Annotated in this window: 16 protein-coding genes; 7 read left to right on the plus strand and 9 right to left on the minus strand. The window is 39.3% G+C overall.

Features of this window, described 5'->3' with window-relative positions; translation table 11 throughout:
• Nucleotide 1: 1 nt before the first annotated feature.
• Together OCU78_RS16705 and OCU78_RS16710 are read right to left on the minus strand one after the other, a co-directional pair.
• A complete protein-coding gene (locus OCU78_RS16705) occupies nt 2–1,033 on the minus strand; it encodes an NADP-dependent oxidoreductase (protein ID WP_137375272.1) in 1,032 nt (343 codons plus the stop codon).
• A 141-nt stretch (nt 1,034–1,174) separates the two neighbouring features.
• Nucleotides 1,175–1,765 (minus strand): TetR/AcrR family transcriptional regulator, encoded by a 591-nt coding sequence (locus tag OCU78_RS16710; RefSeq protein WP_137375378.1) that lies wholly within the window; start codon nt 1,763–1,765, stop codon nt 1,175–1,177.
• A 330-nt stretch (nt 1,766–2,095) separates the two neighbouring features.
• On the opposite strand from OCU78_RS16710, the gene OCU78_RS16715 reads away from it, so the two are divergent.
• Nucleotides 2,096–3,244 carry a hypothetical protein gene (locus tag OCU78_RS16715; RefSeq protein WP_137375271.1) on the plus strand — a complete coding sequence of 383 codons (1,149 nt, stop codon included), beginning with the start codon at nt 2,096–2,098 and terminating at the stop codon, nt 3,242–3,244.
• Nucleotides 3,245–3,365: 121 nt separating this feature from the next.
• Here OCU78_RS16715 and OCU78_RS16720 read toward each other — a convergent pair whose 3' ends face one another.
• Complete coding sequence (locus tag OCU78_RS16720) at nt 3,366–3,839, minus strand: FKBP-type peptidyl-prolyl cis-trans isomerase (protein ID WP_137375270.1); 474 nt, start codon at nt 3,837–3,839, stop codon at nt 3,366–3,368.
• A 63-nt stretch (nt 3,840–3,902) separates the two neighbouring features.
• Nucleotides 3,903–4,526: a thiol:disulfide interchange protein DsbA/DsbL gene (locus tag OCU78_RS16725; RefSeq protein WP_137375269.1), complete on the minus strand. Its 624-nt coding sequence runs from the start codon at nt 4,524–4,526 to the stop codon at nt 3,903–3,905.
• Nucleotides 4,527–4,766: 240 nt separating this feature from the next.
• Between OCU78_RS16725 and OCU78_RS16730 the strand changes: the two genes are divergently transcribed.
• Complete coding sequence (locus OCU78_RS16730; protein WP_137375268.1) at nt 4,767–5,375, plus strand: OmpA family protein; 609 nt, start codon at nt 4,767–4,769, stop codon at nt 5,373–5,375.
• A 149-nt stretch (nt 5,376–5,524) separates the two neighbouring features.
• On the opposite strand, the gene OCU78_RS16735 is transcribed toward OCU78_RS16730, so the two are convergent.
• Nucleotides 5,525–5,884, minus strand: coding sequence for a glutaredoxin family protein (locus OCU78_RS16735; RefSeq protein ID WP_137375267.1), 360 nt, complete (start codon nt 5,882–5,884; stop codon nt 5,525–5,527).
• A gap of 171 nt (nt 5,885–6,055) precedes the next feature.
• Nucleotides 6,056–7,645: a nitric oxide reductase transcriptional regulator NorR gene (norR, locus tag OCU78_RS16740; protein WP_137375266.1), complete on the minus strand. Its 1,590-nt coding sequence runs from the start codon at nt 7,643–7,645 to the stop codon at nt 6,056–6,058.
• A 380-nt stretch (nt 7,646–8,025) separates the two neighbouring features.
• Between norR and hmpA the strand changes: the two genes are divergently transcribed.
• Both hmpA and OCU78_RS16750 read left to right on the plus strand, forming a co-directional pair.
• Nucleotides 8,026–9,222 (plus strand): NO-inducible flavohemoprotein, encoded by a 1,197-nt coding sequence (gene hmpA / locus OCU78_RS16745; RefSeq protein ID WP_137375265.1) that lies wholly within the window; start codon nt 8,026–8,028, stop codon nt 9,220–9,222.
• 194 nt (nt 9,223–9,416) lie between these two features.
• Nucleotides 9,417–10,817 (plus strand): CHASE4 domain-containing protein, encoded by a 1,401-nt coding sequence (locus OCU78_RS16750; RefSeq protein ID WP_137375264.1) that lies wholly within the window; start codon nt 9,417–9,419, stop codon nt 10,815–10,817.
• A 90-nt stretch (nt 10,818–10,907) separates the two neighbouring features.
• Here OCU78_RS16750 and OCU78_RS16755 read toward each other — a convergent pair whose 3' ends face one another.
• A complete protein-coding gene (locus OCU78_RS16755; protein WP_137375263.1) occupies nt 10,908–11,885 on the minus strand; it encodes a TDT family transporter in 978 nt (325 codons plus the stop codon).
• Nucleotides 11,886–12,596: 711 nt separating this feature from the next.
• Between OCU78_RS16755 and OCU78_RS16760 the strand changes: the two genes are divergently transcribed.
• The 3 genes from OCU78_RS16760 to OCU78_RS16770 all read left to right on the plus strand — a co-directional run bounded on the left by OCU78_RS16760 (nt 12,597) and on the right by OCU78_RS16770 (nt 16,062).
• Nucleotides 12,597–13,586, plus strand: a complete 990-nt coding sequence (locus tag OCU78_RS16760) for a CobW family GTP-binding protein (RefSeq protein ID WP_137375262.1) — start codon at nt 12,597–12,599, stop codon at nt 13,584–13,586.
• A gap of 377 nt (nt 13,587–13,963) precedes the next feature.
• The gene (locus OCU78_RS16765) at nt 13,964–15,250 is read left to right on the plus strand and encodes a DEAD/DEAH box helicase (protein WP_137375261.1); all 1,287 of its coding nucleotides are present in this window, start codon (nt 13,964–13,966) and stop codon (nt 15,248–15,250) included.
• 191 nt (nt 15,251–15,441) lie between these two features.
• On the plus strand, nt 15,442–16,062 hold the full coding sequence (locus OCU78_RS16770) for a LysE family translocator (RefSeq protein ID WP_137375260.1): 621 nt from the start codon (nt 15,442–15,444) through the stop codon (nt 16,060–16,062).
• 190 nt (nt 16,063–16,252) lie between these two features.
• On the opposite strand, the gene OCU78_RS16775 is transcribed toward OCU78_RS16770, so the two are convergent.
• Together OCU78_RS16775 and OCU78_RS16780 are read right to left on the minus strand one after the other, a co-directional pair.
• Nucleotides 16,253–16,390, minus strand: coding sequence for a TIGR02808 family protein (locus OCU78_RS16775; protein ID WP_137375259.1), 138 nt, complete (start codon nt 16,388–16,390; stop codon nt 16,253–16,255).
• A gap of 11 nt (nt 16,391–16,401) precedes the next feature.
• Complete coding sequence (locus OCU78_RS16780) at nt 16,402–16,980, minus strand: NapC/NirT family cytochrome c (RefSeq protein WP_137375258.1); 579 nt, start codon at nt 16,978–16,980, stop codon at nt 16,402–16,404.
• Nucleotides 16,981–17,001: the final 21 nt, after the last annotated feature.

A 17,001-nucleotide genomic window follows, 5' to 3' on the forward strand; every position in this document is an offset into this window, starting at 1 on the left:
TTTACTTTGCTTCGTTGGTTTTAATTACAAGCTTTCCGAAGTTTTTACCTTCTAATAAACCCATGAAAGATTCAGGTGCATTTTCTAGCCCGTCAATCATGTGTTCACGATAATGAATTTTTCCTTGTGCAAGCCACTCAGTCATTTGGGTTGCAAATTCATTGTAGCGATGTGCGTAGTCATCAAAAATAATGAAGCCTTGCATCTTAATTCGTTTAATAAGTAGAGTTGCAACAAGGCTAGACATGCGATCAGGTCCTTCAGGTAATGATGTCGCATTGTATTGAGAGATAAGACCACAAACTGGAATACGTGCGCCTGTATTTAATAAAGGCATTACAGCATCAAAGACTTTGCCACCGACATTTTCAAAGTACACATCTATGCCTTTATCACATGCCGCTTCTAGTTGTTGTGCGAAGTCATCCGCTTTGTGGTCGATACACTCATCAAACCCTAGAACTTCTTTAGCGTAACGACATTTTTCTTCACCACCAGCGACACCAATAACACGACAACCTTTTAGCTTACCAATTTGACCAACCGTTGCTCCAACAGCTCCTGTTGCGGCAGCCACGACCAATGTATCACCTTGCTTTGGTTGACCAATATCTAGCAGACCCATGTAAGCGGTGAAACCAGGCATACCCATAATGCCAAGTGCGTATGACGGGTGAGAAGGTTGCTTACCTAGTTTGATAAGTCCTTCACCATCAGAAACACCGAAATCTTGCCAACCGGTGTAAGCGAGTACCCATTCTCCTGCTTCATAATCTGCATGCAGTGATTCCTCTACTTGGCAAACTGTCGCACCAACCATTACCTTATTAATAGCCACAGGGTCTGCGTAAGATTTTGCATCACTCATTCGCCCGCGCATGTATGGGTCTAGAGAAAGGTAAATACTGCGTAGTAACACTTCACCTGATTGAATACTTGGAGCAGTAATACTTTCTAATCGGAAGTTTGATTGGGTAGGTGCACCTTGTGGGCGAGATGCTAAAACGATTTGTCGGTTGGTTTGTTCAGTCATTGGATGTCCTATAAATTATAATTAGACCAGTCGTCTAGTGGTTGTTCCTAAAAAATCCGCCAAGTATTTTTTTGTAAATAGCAGTGGCGGAATGTAGTCGTTATAAGCTGAAGTATGTTTTTTATATTCAGCTTACTTTTATTAGATTGATTCGTGTAACAGCTTTTCTGTTGTGCGAAGAGCTAACTCTAAACTCTGCGTATTTTGGTTTAACTTGCTCAGTAAACTTGACCCTAACCATAAGGCATAGAGGGTTTGAGCTGTTTCCTGGCTATCTTTGACGCGTATTGAGCCATCTTGTACACCCGACTCGATGCACTCCTGAAGTGCAAAGGTGATCTGATCTGCACCTTGCAATAATGCCTTACGCATAGAGTCGGATAAATCCGATACTTCAGCGCTTAACTTAACGACTAAACATTTGTGGGCGTTACATGTCCCAGAGTTAACTGTAAGCCATTGAGTAAAATAATGGTTAAGACGTTGGTAATCTGAGCCATCACCATGAATCAAAATAGATTCAATACGAGTCATATATTGCTCGAAGTAATCTAAGATCAGTGCTTCACCAAATTGTTCTTTGGATTTGAAGTAATGGTAAAAAGATCCTTTCGGTACCCCAGCTACTTTTAATAACTCGGATAACCCTACGCTAGTGAAGCCTTTGCTTACTATCAGTTGATATCCGACATCTAAAATATGCTGTCTTGTGTCGTTTGTTTTTTCGTTCATGGCGTTAAGATAAATCAAATTAGACCAGTCGTCTATAAGAATGTCTTTATTAATGGGAATAGAGATTCTCAATATTGAGAATGCGTGGTAGAAGATGATATACAAAAATCATATCATTTGATGTGTAGAGATAAAGGTTATAGTATCTCGGAAAATTTATAAGATTCTCATCATCAGGTTTACCTTTTGTCATAAAAGGGCTGCGCAGCGTCATCGCTGTAAGGATTTGCAGACGAACATGGAGACGATTATAAGCAATCTTCAATAACGAATAGTAGTAGGTGAGATGTTTCGCTTACTGGTTTTTATTTGCCTTTATTGAGGTCGTCTATGCTCCGTATTTCAACACCTACTCTATATACTGCTTCTCTAGCTAACCAGCTATTAACTCGTATTTCATCAGTATCGCGCCGCACCGCATCTCTCACATCTCTACTCGTTTTGGCTCTACTTCCGCAAACTAGTGTTGCAAAGCAGAATAGTAATCTTTGGTTTGAGCCTGTAGATATTGCATTGCCTCGCCAAATGGATACGGGCTTATTAACAGACAACTTGCGTTATACCTTAATGCCAACTGATCACACTGGTATGGCTGTTCAAATCACAACTGCCGTTAATCCAAGCCAACCAATCATTTTGAACTTTGAAACAGAGCAGCAAGCGTTTGACTCAATGGAAGAATTGAAAAACAAAATTGAACAAGTGTCTACGAATGATCAGGATGTTTCTTTAGTGATCGTCGGTGATTTTAGAACCGGTAAATTAAAACGCACACTGTATAAAACCTTCTCGGACAATAACGGTTACATCGAAATTGAACGTGAACATTCTCAGTCGATTGCTAATTCTTCTGCTCCTAACTTTGAAGAACTGACCATTAATGTTGTAAAGTCAGCGACTTCAATTTCAATGACAGTGCTTAGCCATGTTGATTTGGAAGACAGCAAAAAAGCGCAACGCGAAAAACTCACACGTGAAATTTCAAACAGAGCTTTAACTCACCGTTTAGAGCAAGCTTATCAAGATAAGCAAATCATGTTTACCAGTGTTGATACTTCTGAAGTAGTTGTATTTGACGAGCAAATTATGACTACCACAATTGTAGAGTTAAACTCTGAAATGGATATCAACAATGCTTACTTAGTCATGCAAGAGGCTGTAGAAGATATCGTTAATATTGGTATTACTAGAAACGAATTTAAGCAAGAGCTTGTTAATATCCGTGTAGCTCTGAAAGAGGAGCTTGATCAAACTTTGCTTCAAACTGCGTCTGATATTTCATTGTCAGTGATCAACCAAGATGTGTACATCCAACCATCTGATAAGTTAATGTTTTTTGATTACCATATTGCGCACATGAGCGAAACCGATGTCAATGAAACACTTCATCAAGTGTGGGCTGAAGGCAGTTCTGTCCATGTATCAAAAGGTAAAAATGAAGAGTTTGATTCTGCACTGAACCTAAGCCTTTCTAAATAACAACTAGGTAGGTTTCATAAATTCCAGGCAAATAAAAGCCCCTTTGTTCAAAAGAGCAAAGGGGCTTTTTATATTTGAGTTAGCTACTCTGTTTAGCTGTTTAGCTGTTTAGCTTTAGTACTTATTGAATTTCAAGAAGCTCAACATCAAAGATTAGAGTAGAAGACGGTGGGATAGGACCTGAGCCGCCTTTTCCGTAACCAAGTTTACTTGGTACAAATAGACGAATTTTTTGACCAACGACCATATATTGAAGACCTTCTTGCCAGCCTTTGATCACTTGCTTAACGCCAAATGTAATTGGTTCATTACGATCAACTGAGCTATCAAAAACTGTCCCATCAATCAAAGTACCATGGTAATGCACTTTAACTTTACTGCTTGAAACTGGCTTTTCAGTCCCCGTTCCTTCAACAAGCACAAGGTATTGAAGACCGCTCTCAGTGGTGATCACCCCTTCTTTCTGAGCGTTTTCTGCTAAGAAATTTTGCTCAACTTCAATGTTTTGTTCACCTGCTTTGTGATTTGTCCATGTACGGTAAATCATGAAACCTGCAAGAATGAAAACAATAACAGGTAGAATAAATTTGGTCATAGTGTACGCCTAGCTTTGGTTTATATTTAAATCGAATATTCAGTTAAATAACAGCTGTATTAATTACTTCGCAAGTAAGTAATTAATGGTTTCTGCAATATCATTAATGTCTTGATGACCTGCGGTTAAAATTTGGTACTTACCGTTAATGATGAAAGCAGGAACTGAATTGATTTGTCCTTTGACTGAAATCTCTTGTGCTTTTTCAATATATTGAAATAGAGCAATTTGCTGTTCTTTATTCAACTGGTAAGGGCTAACTAAACCACGAGAAGTAAAAGCCGTTTCTAGCGCTGATTGGCGCTGTTCTGGAGTTACATCGCCCCCCATTTGCACTGCAGCGAAAAGGTCTTCCATAAATTCATGGTTTGGGTTGTCATTAAGTTGCATTACGGCTGTGTAAAAAATCATTGCGCTGATTTGTGCACTTTCATTGAAAGTAACATGAACCTTACCAACCTTCTGATTAGTCAGAGATTCAATTTCAGGGATGTTGTTTTCCATGGTGCGGCAATGACCACAATTTAAAGAGAAGACTTCTGTGATCGGTGCAAGGTTAAATTCAGTCAGTTCAACAGGCAGTTTTTGAAACTGTGTTCCTTCTTGAGGCTCACTGTTTTCACTACACCCGGCAAGAATTAGAAGGGCAAAGGCAGCTGCGATAATTTTAGAAAATGGTTTAAACATTGTGTTTACTCGGACTTTGAGAAGTTTCCAGATTTTAACCATTTAGAGGCAGTTGGCAAACCATAATAAAGTAATTAAATGCAAACAAAGCCAAGCTTTATCATTCCAAGTTAAGCCGTAGGGTAAAATGTGATCTTGAACACTTTTTACCTTGCATGGATCTATTTGAACTAAAGTTATTGGAGATGTGCCGATATAGGTAAAAGTAAGATAAATACGAGCAGATGAGTGGGCAATTGAATGAAGTATTTAGCCATAGTTTTTAGCTTAGCATTAACAGGGTGCCAGGTGATGCAGTTTGAGAGCATGCTTGAGACTGCGCCGAAGACAAATTATGACGTTCTCTACCCTGATTGGGGGGCTGTACAACAACCTGTTCAGCAAAATGCCCCTCAGAAAAAAACAATCGCAAATAACTATGGATCCCATGCTTCTATGGGGGATTCCTTAGAAGTGTTTTTGAGACAGCATCGTATTGATTATGAGTTACTTCCTGGTGACCATATAATGGTAAAGCTTTCTGATCACATTAACTTTAATACGGGTTCTGCGACTCCGCCTAACTATAATCAATGGCTTGATATCTTAGGGGATTATTTAGCTAAGCGAACAGACATTGATGTAGTTATTGAAGGACACACGGATAATACCGGTTCTGACTATATTAATGACCCACTATCAGAGAAACGTGCAAAACAAATAAAAGCAAGGCTGGAAAAAAATAACGTTTCAAGTTCGTCTATTTATACTCGAGGGTTTGGTGAATATGTACCAGCGTGTAATAACCAATCTTCTCAGGGTAAAGCTTGCAATAGACGAGTTGAGCTTATGCTGATTGTCTCTAATTAATTTCATGATGTAGAACTCCCAGTCCACGTTTGCTGAACTGTTCTAAATTCAAAAGCCCCATAGTTATGCTCGTAACTATGGGGCTTTTTGATCTACTAAATTACTTATGCGAAATCACCTGAATGATATTAATTCAGGACTAAATTCGATTAAGCAAATTCTTTTTCTAGATAAGCAACAATATCAGATGATTCATACATCCATTCAGTTTTGCCATCTTTTTCAATACGTAGACATGGCACTTTAACTCTGCCACCACCAGCTTCAAGCTCCGAACGGTGCTGTTCATTATTTTTAGCATCACGGATGTCAAACTTAACAGATTGACGTTTCATTGAACGGCGAACTTTGACGCAAAATGGGCAAGCTTCAAATTGATAAAGAGCGTAATTTTTTGCACTTTCATTTACAGTGTTTTGTTCTTCTTGAGAACGCTTAACGCCACGAGGTGAAAACACAAAATTCAAAAGCAAAATGATTCGACCAAGAAACCAACGGATAAACTTCATAATTATCTCTACATATTTAAAGTAAGTTTTACAATTCGCAGCATTATATACACAATCTACTCAATACGCTCAACCCTCAGACATAATATTTGTGTCTGAATATAGCTGGGATTGTTAGTTGAAGTATCCTGCTGTGTTCACCGCTGACTTCAACTAACCTATGAATAGGACTTAAAGCCTTTCAATTGTGTGAGTTTTTGCCACATTTAACCCTAAGCGTTTTGCTAGCCTGGTTAGATTAGCCCTGTCTGTTTTCAGTAGGCGACCCGCTTGAGCCCAGTTATAGTTTGACTGTTCAAGTGCTTCTGTAATGACGGTTCTTTGGAAATCTTCAGTTGCCGTTCTTAACCCTTCACTTAAATCGATAGTTGGACTTTTGGTATTTGAAGAGGTCTCTAAAAGCGCTGGTGTTGGTTGATCTTGATCCAACGGACCGCAGTCTTCTTTGGAGATCGTTACTAAACTTTTGTTTGTACTACGTGCAAGTGCTTTTAAGGCTGAGCGGCTGATTACATGCTCAAGTTCACGTACGTTACCTGGCCAGCTGTATCGATTTAAGAAAACCAATACATCAGATCTGAATTTGATCTGGTTAATGCCGAGTTTGCGTCGAGCTTGTTCTAAGAAGAACCCTGCTAATAAACTGATGTCGTCACCACGTTCGTTCAAAGCTGGAACCGCAATTGGGTAAACACTCAAACGATGATATAAATCGGCTCTGAATCGACCATCCTCTACTTCTTGTTTTAAATCTCGGTTTGTTGCAGCCAATACTCGCACATCAATGGTTTCAATGTTGTCTTGACCAACAGGTTGAATTTCATTGTTTTGTAAAGCGCGCAGTAATTTACTTTGCGCCGCCAATGGTAATTCACCGATTTCATCTAAGAAGAGTGTTCCGCCGTCGGCTAAAGCAAACTTACCTGTACGGTTTTTATCAGCACCAGTAAATGCCCCGCGAACGTGCCCGAACAGTTCACTTTCTACAAGGTTTTCAGGAATAGCCGCACAGTTCACATAAACAAGAGGCTTACGTTTTCGCTGAGATTGGTGATGAAGAGTTCGTGCGACAAGTTCTTTACCGACACCGGTATCGCCGTGAATTAAGATGTTAAATTCAGAGGGAGCCACAACCGCGATATCATTTTTCAATGCTGTCATGGTGTCACTTTTACCAATTAACTCACCGCCATCACGCTCCCAAGCTTCTACGTTTAATTCTTCTAATAACTGCTTTGATTGCTTTGCTTGGTGTTCAAGTTGAGAGAAAGTCATCGCCATTTGCATGGTGGAGGCCGCAATAGCAGCGAGTACTTCTAAATTACGAGCTGGGATGTTGGTGAATACATCTGGTGCAAGGCTATCAAGGGTTAAAACGCCAAGTAGTTTATCTCCGAATAACAGAGGTAGACCCATGCAAGCGTGCATTGGTAAATCACCATCGTGATCAATGAGTAATCCATCAAATGGGTCGGGTAGTGAGCTATCAGAATCGAAACGAATGGGTGATTTAGACTCACAGATCTCTTTAAAGCGAGGGTGTTCCTCAATAACAAATCGTCTGCCAAACGTATCTCGGCTTAGCCCCTGCATTGCGATAGGGACTAAAGTGTCACCTTGAAGGCGAAGTAAGGCAACACAGTCACAGGTAATGGTTTTTCGAATTGCGTCTATTAAACGATTGAACCTATCTTGGTCATTAAGCCCGCTGGCTAGCCCAATGGTCATTTCCATTAATGTTGAAGCTGAAATATCTTGCATGATTGACTCGCATTTCTAATTTTAATACATAGTAGTGTCTTTCTGACATTTTTAACAGGTCTTTATGACTTAGATAAATGCTAATAATTCTCGCTAAAGCTCGCATTTACGGGCTTTCAAAGGTTGGCACTCTTTATGCTATAGGGAAGTATCCAGAAAAATCTGGTGAGTGGACTGAATGGTAAGTCGCTGTAATAACATAATAAATAATGAGTAATAAACTCATTAATAAAGCCCATTCATAAGCGCAATTAACGTTAATCAATAAAAGAGTCAAAGAACTCAAATTGACGTTAATTGAAATCAATAAAGTCAAATTTCAACAATATTGGTCAGTTCGACATAAAAATTGTCAACTTACTAGTGAACGGAGTATCAACATGCTTAACAATCAACACATAGACATTATCAAATCGACTATCCCATTATTAGAGAGCGCAGGACCTGCCTTAACTGTGCATTTCTATCAACGCATGTTCACGCATAACCCAGAGCTAAAAGACATTTTCAACATGACGCATCAACAAACAGGTCGTCAGAGTGTCGCATTATTTGAAGCTATCGCAGCTTACGCAAAAAATATTGAAAACCTTGCTGCACTGACCACCGCAGTAGAGCGTATTGCTCAAAAGCACACGAGCTTTAATATCCAGCCAGAGCATTACCAAATAGTTGGCCTTCACCTAATTGAAACGTTAAGAGAATTAGCACCAGATGCGTTTACTGCTGAAGTTGAGGAAGCTTGGACTGCGGCATATCTGTTTTTAGCTAAGGTTTTCATTGATCGTGAAGCTGAATTGTACCTGCAGCGTAAGCAAGCTGTTGGTGGGTGGGAAGCTGCTCGTACTTTCATTGTTTCTGAAAAGACACAAGAATCTGAGCTAGTGAAAAGCTTCGTTCTGACACCAAAAGATGGTGAGAGCGTATTGGATTATATTCCTGGTCAATATATAGGTATTGAAGTGCAACCTACAGGTAGTGACTATAATGAAATTCGTCAATATTCATTGTCAGATCAACCCAATGGTAAGCACTATCGAATCTCAGTAAAGAGAGAAGGGCATGGAACAGATCAAGCTGGTTTAGTTTCGAATCACCTTCACGACTTCGTACAAGTGGGTGATGAAGTTAAGTTGTATGCGCCGGCTGGCGACTTTATGTATCAAGAACGTAATAAGCCTGTGACACTTATTTCTGCTGGTGTGGGCGTTACGCCAATGCAATCTATGCTTGAATTATTGAATAGTAGTTCTAAAGCAGAGGCTGTTACATACTTACATGCTTGCGAAGATTCATCACAACATTCGTTCTCGAACCGAGTTCAACAGATTATTGATACGAACGGTTGGGCTGCAAAAACATGGTATATGAAAACGGAAAATGAACCTTGTGAACATACTTTTGAAGGGATGATGAATCTTGAAGAAATCTCTAGATTAGAATCATTTTCTGAAGGGGACTTTTATATCTGTGGTCCAGTTGGTTTCATGAAGAATATTGTTGAACAATTGGATTCATTGGACGTCAGCCGTGACCGAGTTCATTATGAAGTGTTTGGTCCCCATTCTAACTTCTAGGCAACTTTTGCCTCAGATAAATGTTAACTAAAACATTGTTCATTTAAAATAATGAGTTTAAAAAATCAAGGACCTCAGTCATTCTGAGGTCTTTTTTTTATTTAAAATACATTTATGGTATGTAATGCTTTATGTAATGTACATATACTACCAAGGCTAAAATTAGCTTTCGCTTGTAAACTTTGGAGTATGGAATGAACACTATCAAAAGAATTAAATGGCACCATTCGATAGAAAAACGATTAGTCATTATCTTTGTGTTTGCCATGACTCTGATGTTTGGAATTATGACCAGCATTTCCATGTATGCGGCGCATAATGAGAAAAAAGAACAAGAAGAAAAACTGGTGGGTAAATACTTATTCATTGGACTTAATTTATTAGGAGCGAGAGTCGATAGTGTTGCCGAGATGGCGAAAGATTACGGGTATTGGAATGAGACATTTGATTTTATTAATACTCCAAACCGCAATTTTGTAGAAAACTCACTGGACTCTGATTCAATCAAGACTCGCTCATTGAATGGAGTTATTATCCATAACAATGCTGGTAAAGCGCTTTATCGAATCAGTTCATATGACTACATCACCGATAGCCAGCTATGGTCATTATTCACTGATATAAATGGCATTGAGAGTGGAGTGGTTCAACGAGGAGTCGTATTTTTACAAGGGCGTATCCTTGTATACGTATCGCAGCCTGTCAGCGACAATTCGGGAAGCATGTTAAGTAATGGTCGAATTACATTACTAAGAGAGATGACGCAACGGACTCTCGATGAGATAAGTTCAGACCTCGGTGAGTCTTTTAGTCTTATTAATATGCATCAACCAGATGCGATTGAGAGAATGGCATTTGGCACTGATTGGCGAGTCGAAAAATCAGAGATCTTATATACAGAAAAAACATTAGAAGCGACGTACAGCATTTTCTTTTCTGATCAATCTCGATTACCTATTTTAGCGGAACTCGTCATTGAGCGAAGTCCTTTTAGTATTGCCTCTCAGTGGCGCTTGCTCATTCCCGAATTTATCCTGCTTATCGTACTCAGTGGTGTTCTAGTTGTAGTGTTACGAGCAACAGTAACTAAGCCTATAAAACGATTAATCGCATGGTTAAATCAGGTTAATGGTTCAGAATTGGCAGAAGACCTACGTCCTTATGAATACTCGCAATACGGTGAAATCAGCGTTTTAAGTAATAAATTTAGTGAGATTTACAACAACCTTTACCAGCAACATCAATTCAGCCAATTACTTTTATATTCGATCAGTGATTTTATTTTTACGGTGGATAGCAAGGGGAAAATTGATTACTGCAACCCCGCGGCAGCTGAGTGGTTGAGAATTGATTCTAAAGAACTCTATTGCCAAGATTTTGAACTTCTCTTTGCTTCTGTGGATGAAAATTCGCCAAGCGTTGCAAATTGGTTATATCGAGCGCTTGAGACATTGAGTGAGTTTAGTGGGCAGGTCAATATACGTAAGCTAAGTGAGCCCAATAAGACTTTTCTTGTTGAAGTTCAAGTGAGTCCAATTTTGTACAGAGATACAGAACAGAAAGGCGCTATGATAATTTTAAGGTTACAAAAGTAGTTTGAATCAAAAATACATATGAAAAACGGGAAGCGTATTGCTTCCCGTTTTTTTACTTGTATGTCCAAGGAATTGATACATTCAGTCTTTTTATCGCTTTAATTTGTTAATTGCCTTTGAAGTGTTGAAAAATTCAGGCCAGTACATTTTCACATAACCACCTGAAACCCACACAACGAGAATGGTAGCGATAGTGAGTTCAAAAAAACCAAAGGAATGAAGCCAGTACCATTGCGGATATTCTGTGCCAAATAAAGTCGTTAGGTGGTGCATGGCAATAGAACTGATAACCGATGGGAAAGTTACTGCAGCAATAGAAGGTTGAAATTTAAGACGCATTAGTCGGATATAGCATAAGTAAATGAGTAATGTCATTGTGATAGCAATACCCGCTAACGCACCCGTTAAAATAGGGTCAGGGTTTGGAAAATTAACAAGATATGCTGCCAATGAAAGGTTCACTGGAGCCGCCATGATTGCAAGAGTCGGCCTTGCGCGTTTTGGTAATTTGCCTTCGAAAACCAGTCTGTATAAAACAACCGGTAGCATGAAAAAATAGATGCCGATACAAACCGAAGCAAGAGTCTCTGAAAACACGGTCAGCCCGAATTGAGAACCCGCGAGCGAGCTACTAATAAGCCCTACAGGATAAAGGAACCAGCTGGGGACAATATTAGACATCTTAAAATTCATAGCTTGAAAGCTGAAAAATAAGACCATCATAGTAAAGTGAAGTAATAGTGCACCAAACCAAATCGGATAGGCTAAAGCTGGTGAAACGGCGGCGAGATAATCTGAAAGTACGAGTAAAGCCATGCTCATAGGAGCCATTAAGCTTCCACTTAAAGGATGGCGGATATCGTTTATAAAAGTATTGTAGCTAGTGAAATATTTGAGTAATACAGGAAGTAATAGAATAGCACCCAATGATGCCATCAAGGGTCTAATGGTGTCACCGAAACCTGGAATATAAAGAGACCATGCTTGCCCTAATCCTATAACCCCAAGTGCTAGTGATGCTTGAGAAGGTGGGACATTTTGCACACGAATGAGTCGTCTCCAGTTCAATGTATTGCTCCGTTTTTCGGTCAGTTAACGAGAAGGTAGTAGCTAAATCAGGATGAGACTTAATTGCAGGCGATGCTACAAACACACCTATACAAAGTAAAGCTAAGTTTCATATGGACATAAGCTGGAAATGATTTATGTGACACTAAAGCATCTTGCACGCAAATTTTACACAAGAACATCATTGGAAAACATGCGGAGTACACGAGAATTGCGTAACTTATGATTTCAAGATTGTTGGGGTAAATTGAGCTTAAAAGTTTGACTTTTGAATCAAGATCACAAAAGGTGTTTTTCGGGGTGTGATTTCTTGTTTTTCTTTGAAAATGAACCATAGTTAAATTGTAAAGCAACATAACGAACCGCAAGGAGAATGAGGTTTTACACACAATTTGGATGGATTCAAAAATACCATTTCTAGTTCCTCGTAATATGTTCAGGTTGCTATCTATGACTTCCTGATTCGCGAACTCACGATTGAGTCACGAGGGTAAGGCGTACTTGCTACATACAGTACGCCTTTTGTCTGCCTGTCACTTTTAAAACTATCTTTATTAAAACTACCTTCCTATTTAATTTGTATTAACTTTAAGCTAATAACTTAATGGTTTTGGGCGAGTAATTACCTATACGTCAGAGAGTTAAAATGTCATGGTCTGCTGCCTTTTTTGCCATAATTAGGTATATACTCCAAGAAAAAGGAGATGTGACATGACGAATAAAGTGCCAACAAATATTATTACCGGCTTCTTAGGAGTAGGTAAGACGACCTCAATTCTTAACTTACTTAAAAATAAGCCTGACAATGAACATTGGGCGGTTTTAGTGAATGAATTTGGTGAGATTGGTATTGATGGTGCGTTGCTCACAGATCAAGGTGCAATGATTAAAGAAGTACCTGGTGGTTGTATGTGTTGTACTGCTGGCGTACCAATGTCTGTAGGAATCAATGCGCTATTACGTCAAAAGCCCGATAGGCTCCTGATTGAACCAACAGGCTTAGGTCACCCTAAACAAGTTGTTGCCACTTTAACCTCAGAACAATACCAGCCTTATGTTGATCTTAAAGCGACATTAGGGCTTGTTGACCCGCGTAATTTAAGTATCGAAAAATATACTTCCAACCAAAACTTCAATGACCAACTAGATAGCGCAGATGTGATTATTGGTACCAAGGTTGATTTGGTTCATTCAGAAGATATTGATGCATTTAATGATTGGGTTACCGAGCAGTCACCACCTAAAGTGTTTAGTAAACTGATACATCATGGAGAGATTCCACTCGAAGTGCTTGATATTGAAAGAGTCCATGGCAGCGCTTCTTTTAACCTAGAATCTCATCATCATGACCATGCAGAGCAAGAGCCTCAATTCGAGCTTGCGCCTGGTGAAGCTTTTGTCAGAAAAGAAAATAAAGGTCAGGGATATTTCAGTTGTGGGTGGTTATTTGGGGCAGAGCATAAGTTCGACTTTGACCAACTATTCTCTATGCTTTCTGCATTAACCGCAGAGCGTGTGAAAGCTGTAATTAATACTGATCAAGGTTGTTACGCGTTCAATGTCGCGAATCAAGTTGTTTCTGTTCATGAAATATCATTAGATGGCTTTGAATCTCGCTTAGAGGTTATCGATTCACAACTGATGCCATGGGATGATTTAGAGCAAGTGTTGCTATCACTTTGTGGGCTTCAAGAGAAATAACCTAGCTAGTAAATTAAGTCTCTAACGAATTTACTAACTAGCTAATTGACTAACCATTTTAATAACTAACGATAAAAGTGACTTGTTAACGCTACTGCTAAGCTTTACAGAATATTTCTTTAGGATAAATACAAAGTAAAACGTTCTGTAAACTGAAATGAGTTGGTTTGGAATAAGAAAAAAGGGAGCAAGTTGTTCCCTTTTTGCACATCTCAATGATGATTCTTTTATGATTGGCTAGTTAAAAGAAATAAATGCTAATTTAAGTAATAAAATTTGCTCTATATCACGATTAATGTGAGATAAATCACCTTAATTCATTTATAGTGCTCGGCTGAAATAAGAAATGTAGGCTGTCTGCTTAAGGAACCGTAATAATGTCATTTTCTTCACAAGGTTTTGCTCCTGAATTAGTAAAAGCGCTTACTGAATGTGGGTATGAAAAACTCACTCCAATTCAGCAAAAAGCGATCCCAATGGCTCGTAAAGGGCATGATATTTTTGCGACTGCGCAAACAGGTACAGGTAAAACTGCTGCATTTTCATTACCTGTCATTCAACATTTAATCGATAGTAACAAGAAAGCGTCAAAGGGCACTGCACGCGCTCTTATACTTGCTCCTACTCGAGAATTGGCTGCACAGATTGCAGACAACATTAAAGATTACGTTAAATTCACGAACCTTAATGTTGCTGCGGTTTATGGCGGTAACAAAATGTCTTCACAGGTTCGTCAACTTGATGCTGGTGTAGATTTACTTGTTGCGACTCCTGGTCGTTTAGAAGAGCATCTAGAAGCTGGTAATGTATCAATTGCTAACTTAGAATTTTTAGTTTTTGATGAAGCAGACCGTATCTTAGATATGGGCTTTATCAATGCTGTTCGTAAAATCATGTTAGATGTAGAAACATCACCTCAAATTATGATGTTCTCTGCAACAACTTCAACCCAGTTGAATCAGCTTTCTGTTGATATATTACGTAAGCCAAAACGTATCAGTGTAGAGCGTGAGAACTCAACTGCAGCAACAGTTGGTCACGTGGTTTATCCGGTAGACCAAGAGCGTAAAACTGAGCTACTTTCTGAATTGATCGGTCGTAAAAATTGGCGCCAAGTGCTTGTTTTTGTGAACTACAAAGAAACGGCTAATGAAGTTGTAAAAGAGTTGAAGCTAGATGGCATTAAAGCGGTACTTTGCCATGGTGATAAAGCACAAAGTGCTCGTCGTCGTGCATTAGATGATTTTAAAGAAGGTCGTGCTCGAGTAATGGTTGCAACTGATGTTGCGGCTCGTGGTCTTGATATTGCAGATCTTCCTCATGTAATTAACTACGACATGCCTTTCCTTGCTGAAGATTACGTTCACCGTATTGGTCGTACTGGTCGTGCCGGTAAACAAGGTCATGCTGTATCATTTGTTAACCGCGAAGAAGAGCTAACTGTAGTACAAGTGGAAACACTGATTCAGCAGCGTATTCGTCGAGTTGAGCAACCTGGTTATGAACCTAAGAAACGTGAAGCTTACATTGAAAAGTTGAACACGAAATCGGCTTATAAAAACCGCCAAGGTCGTAAGAATAATGCGACTGAAGAAAAACCGGATCAAGCCTCTGCTGAACGTCGTTTAACAATGATGAACCGTATTAAAAATAGACGTAAGTAGAAGTTATTATTCACCGTACATGCCACTATACCTATTGGTTGGATTGAGCGGTTAAAGTAATCAGTTAAAGCTGAATAGCTTCAAAATAAAAACTAAGATTCAATTTTGAAAGGGCCACTATTATGTGGCTCTTTTTGTCTTCGGGTTTCATGATCTGAAGTTAATTATTATATCGCTAAATTGGGGAAACTATGGACAGTACATTACTTTGGGCGTTTATCCCGACTTTTTTCTTTGTGTCGATAACACCTGGAATGTGTATGACTTTGGCTCTGACACTTGGGATGAGTATTGGTTATAAACGCACTTTGTGGATGATGATTGGTGAGCTAGCTGGAGTGGCAGTGGTCTCGATTGCTGCCGTGCTAGGTATTGCATCGGTAATGCTTAATTACCCTTGGCTATTCACAGGATTTAAGTTTATAGGGGCAGGGTATCTTTTCTACTTGGGCGTTCAAATGTGGCGTTCTAAAGGGAAATTGGCGATTAGTACAGATAACCAAACTGAAAACGTAGGGAAAGACTGGGATTTAGTCGTTCAGGGTTTTGTGACCGCAATAGCGAACCCTAAGGGTTGGGCGTTTATGATCTCTCTACTGCCTCCATTCATTAACAGTAGCAAGGCACTTGCCCCACAGTTATTGATACTCATCTCAATCATCTTAGTATCTGAATTTGTCTGTATGACGTTGTATGCTACTGGTGGTAAGAGCTTAAAGCGTGTTTTAGGTAAGGCTGATAACGTTAAGCTAATGAACCGAATCGCAGGTACCTTGATGATGGGAGTGGGTGTTTGGCTGTTTGTCAGCTAATGAATAATTGACGTAATACCTATTAGTTAGTACTACGTCTCTAAAAGTTAAAAGTTAAAAGCTAAAAGCCTGACTTGGAAATAACGGAAACTAGGTAATAAAAAAGCCACTGATATTCAGTGGCTTTTTAGTGTCAATCTATATCCGAACGAATCAAAAGTAGCTGACAATGTTGACTTTAATCGGTCTTCTAATCGACTTCTTTGTCTTTACCCATAGATAAAATCCAAAGAGATACAGCTGCAACACCTGCAAAGCCTGCCAAGATGATGACTGGCATAGCGCTATAGCCTAAGAAGTGCCAAATAAAACTTTCTAATGAACTCATTTAGGTTCTCCTTATTGCCAGCCTTCTACACCATGCATGTCTGGTAGTTTATGAGCGATACCTTTATGACAATCTACACATGTTTTTTCACCAGAAGCTAGCGCAGTAGAGTGCTGTTTTGCACTGCGTGGGCTTTGCTCTGAGAAGTCCATGAAGTCAAATTGGTGACAGTTACGACATTCTAGAGAATCATTGCTCTTAAAACGAGCCCACTCACGTTCAGCTAAGTGTGCACGACGTTCTTGAAACTTCTCTTCAGTATCAATTGTCTTAGAAATAAAGTGAGCGTATAGCTCTTTAGACGCTTGTACTTTACGAACAATCTTATCTGTCCATTCATGTGGTACGTGGCAATCAGAACAGATAGCACGAACACCAGAACGGTTAGAGTAGTGAATCGTTTCTTGAATTTCAGCAACGATAGGAGCATGACAACCTGAACAAAACTCTTCAGTGTTAGTCGCTTCCATACCTGTGTTGAATGCGCCCCAAAATAGAAGACCACCAGCAAAACCCATGAATAAAACAACACCAACGGCTGCTTTACTTGGAGTCGTTAGTCGCTTCCAAAACGCTTTTAGTAATTTCATAAATAGCCTCTCTTACAATTC

Source organism: Vibrio gallaecicus (genome assembly GCF_024347495.1).
Taxonomy (GTDB): domain Bacteria; phylum Pseudomonadota; class Gammaproteobacteria; order Enterobacterales; family Vibrionaceae; genus Vibrio; species Vibrio gallaecicus.

Excerpts from the sequence above, each read along its gene's own strand:
- OCU78_RS16765 (WP_137375261.1), top strand. The coding sequence starts at position 13,964 with ATGTCATTTTCTTCACAAGGTTTTGCTCCTGAATTAGTAAAAGCGCTT.
- norR (WP_137375266.1), bottom strand. The coding sequence starts at position 7,645 with ATGCAAGATATTTCAGCTTCAACATTAATGGAAATGACCATTGGGCTA.
- OCU78_RS16770 (WP_137375260.1), top strand. The coding sequence starts at position 15,442 with ATGGACAGTACATTACTTTGGGCGTTTATCCCGACTTTTTTCTTTGTG.
- OCU78_RS16750 (WP_137375264.1), top strand. The coding sequence starts at position 9,417 with ATGAACACTATCAAAAGAATTAAATGGCACCATTCGATAGAAAAACGA.
- OCU78_RS16780 (WP_137375258.1), bottom strand. The coding sequence starts at position 16,980 with ATGAAATTACTAAAAGCGTTTTGGAAGCGACTAACGACTCCAAGTAAA.
- OCU78_RS16710 (WP_137375378.1), bottom strand. The coding sequence starts at position 1,765 with ATGAACGAAAAAACAAACGACACAAGACAGCATATTTTAGATGTCGGA.
- OCU78_RS16720 (WP_137375270.1), bottom strand. The coding sequence starts at position 3,839 with ATGACCAAATTTATTCTACCTGTTATTGTTTTCATTCTTGCAGGTTTC.
- OCU78_RS16760 (WP_137375262.1), top strand. The coding sequence starts at position 12,597 with ATGACGAATAAAGTGCCAACAAATATTATTACCGGCTTCTTAGGAGTA.
- OCU78_RS16705 (WP_137375272.1), bottom strand. The coding sequence starts at position 1,033 with ATGACTGAACAAACCAACCGACAAATCGTTTTAGCATCTCGCCCACAA.
- OCU78_RS16775 (WP_137375259.1), bottom strand. The coding sequence starts at position 16,390 with ATGAGTTCATTAGAAAGTTTTATTTGGCACTTCTTAGGCTATAGCGCT.
- OCU78_RS16735 (WP_137375267.1), bottom strand. The coding sequence starts at position 5,884 with ATGAAGTTTATCCGTTGGTTTCTTGGTCGAATCATTTTGCTTTTGAAT.
- OCU78_RS16730 (WP_137375268.1), top strand. The coding sequence starts at position 4,767 with ATGAAGTATTTAGCCATAGTTTTTAGCTTAGCATTAACAGGGTGCCAG.
- OCU78_RS16715 (WP_137375271.1), top strand. The coding sequence starts at position 2,096 with ATGCTCCGTATTTCAACACCTACTCTATATACTGCTTCTCTAGCTAAC.
- OCU78_RS16725 (WP_137375269.1), bottom strand. The coding sequence starts at position 4,526 with ATGTTTAAACCATTTTCTAAAATTATCGCAGCTGCCTTTGCCCTTCTA.
- hmpA (WP_137375265.1), top strand. The coding sequence starts at position 8,026 with ATGCTTAACAATCAACACATAGACATTATCAAATCGACTATCCCATTA.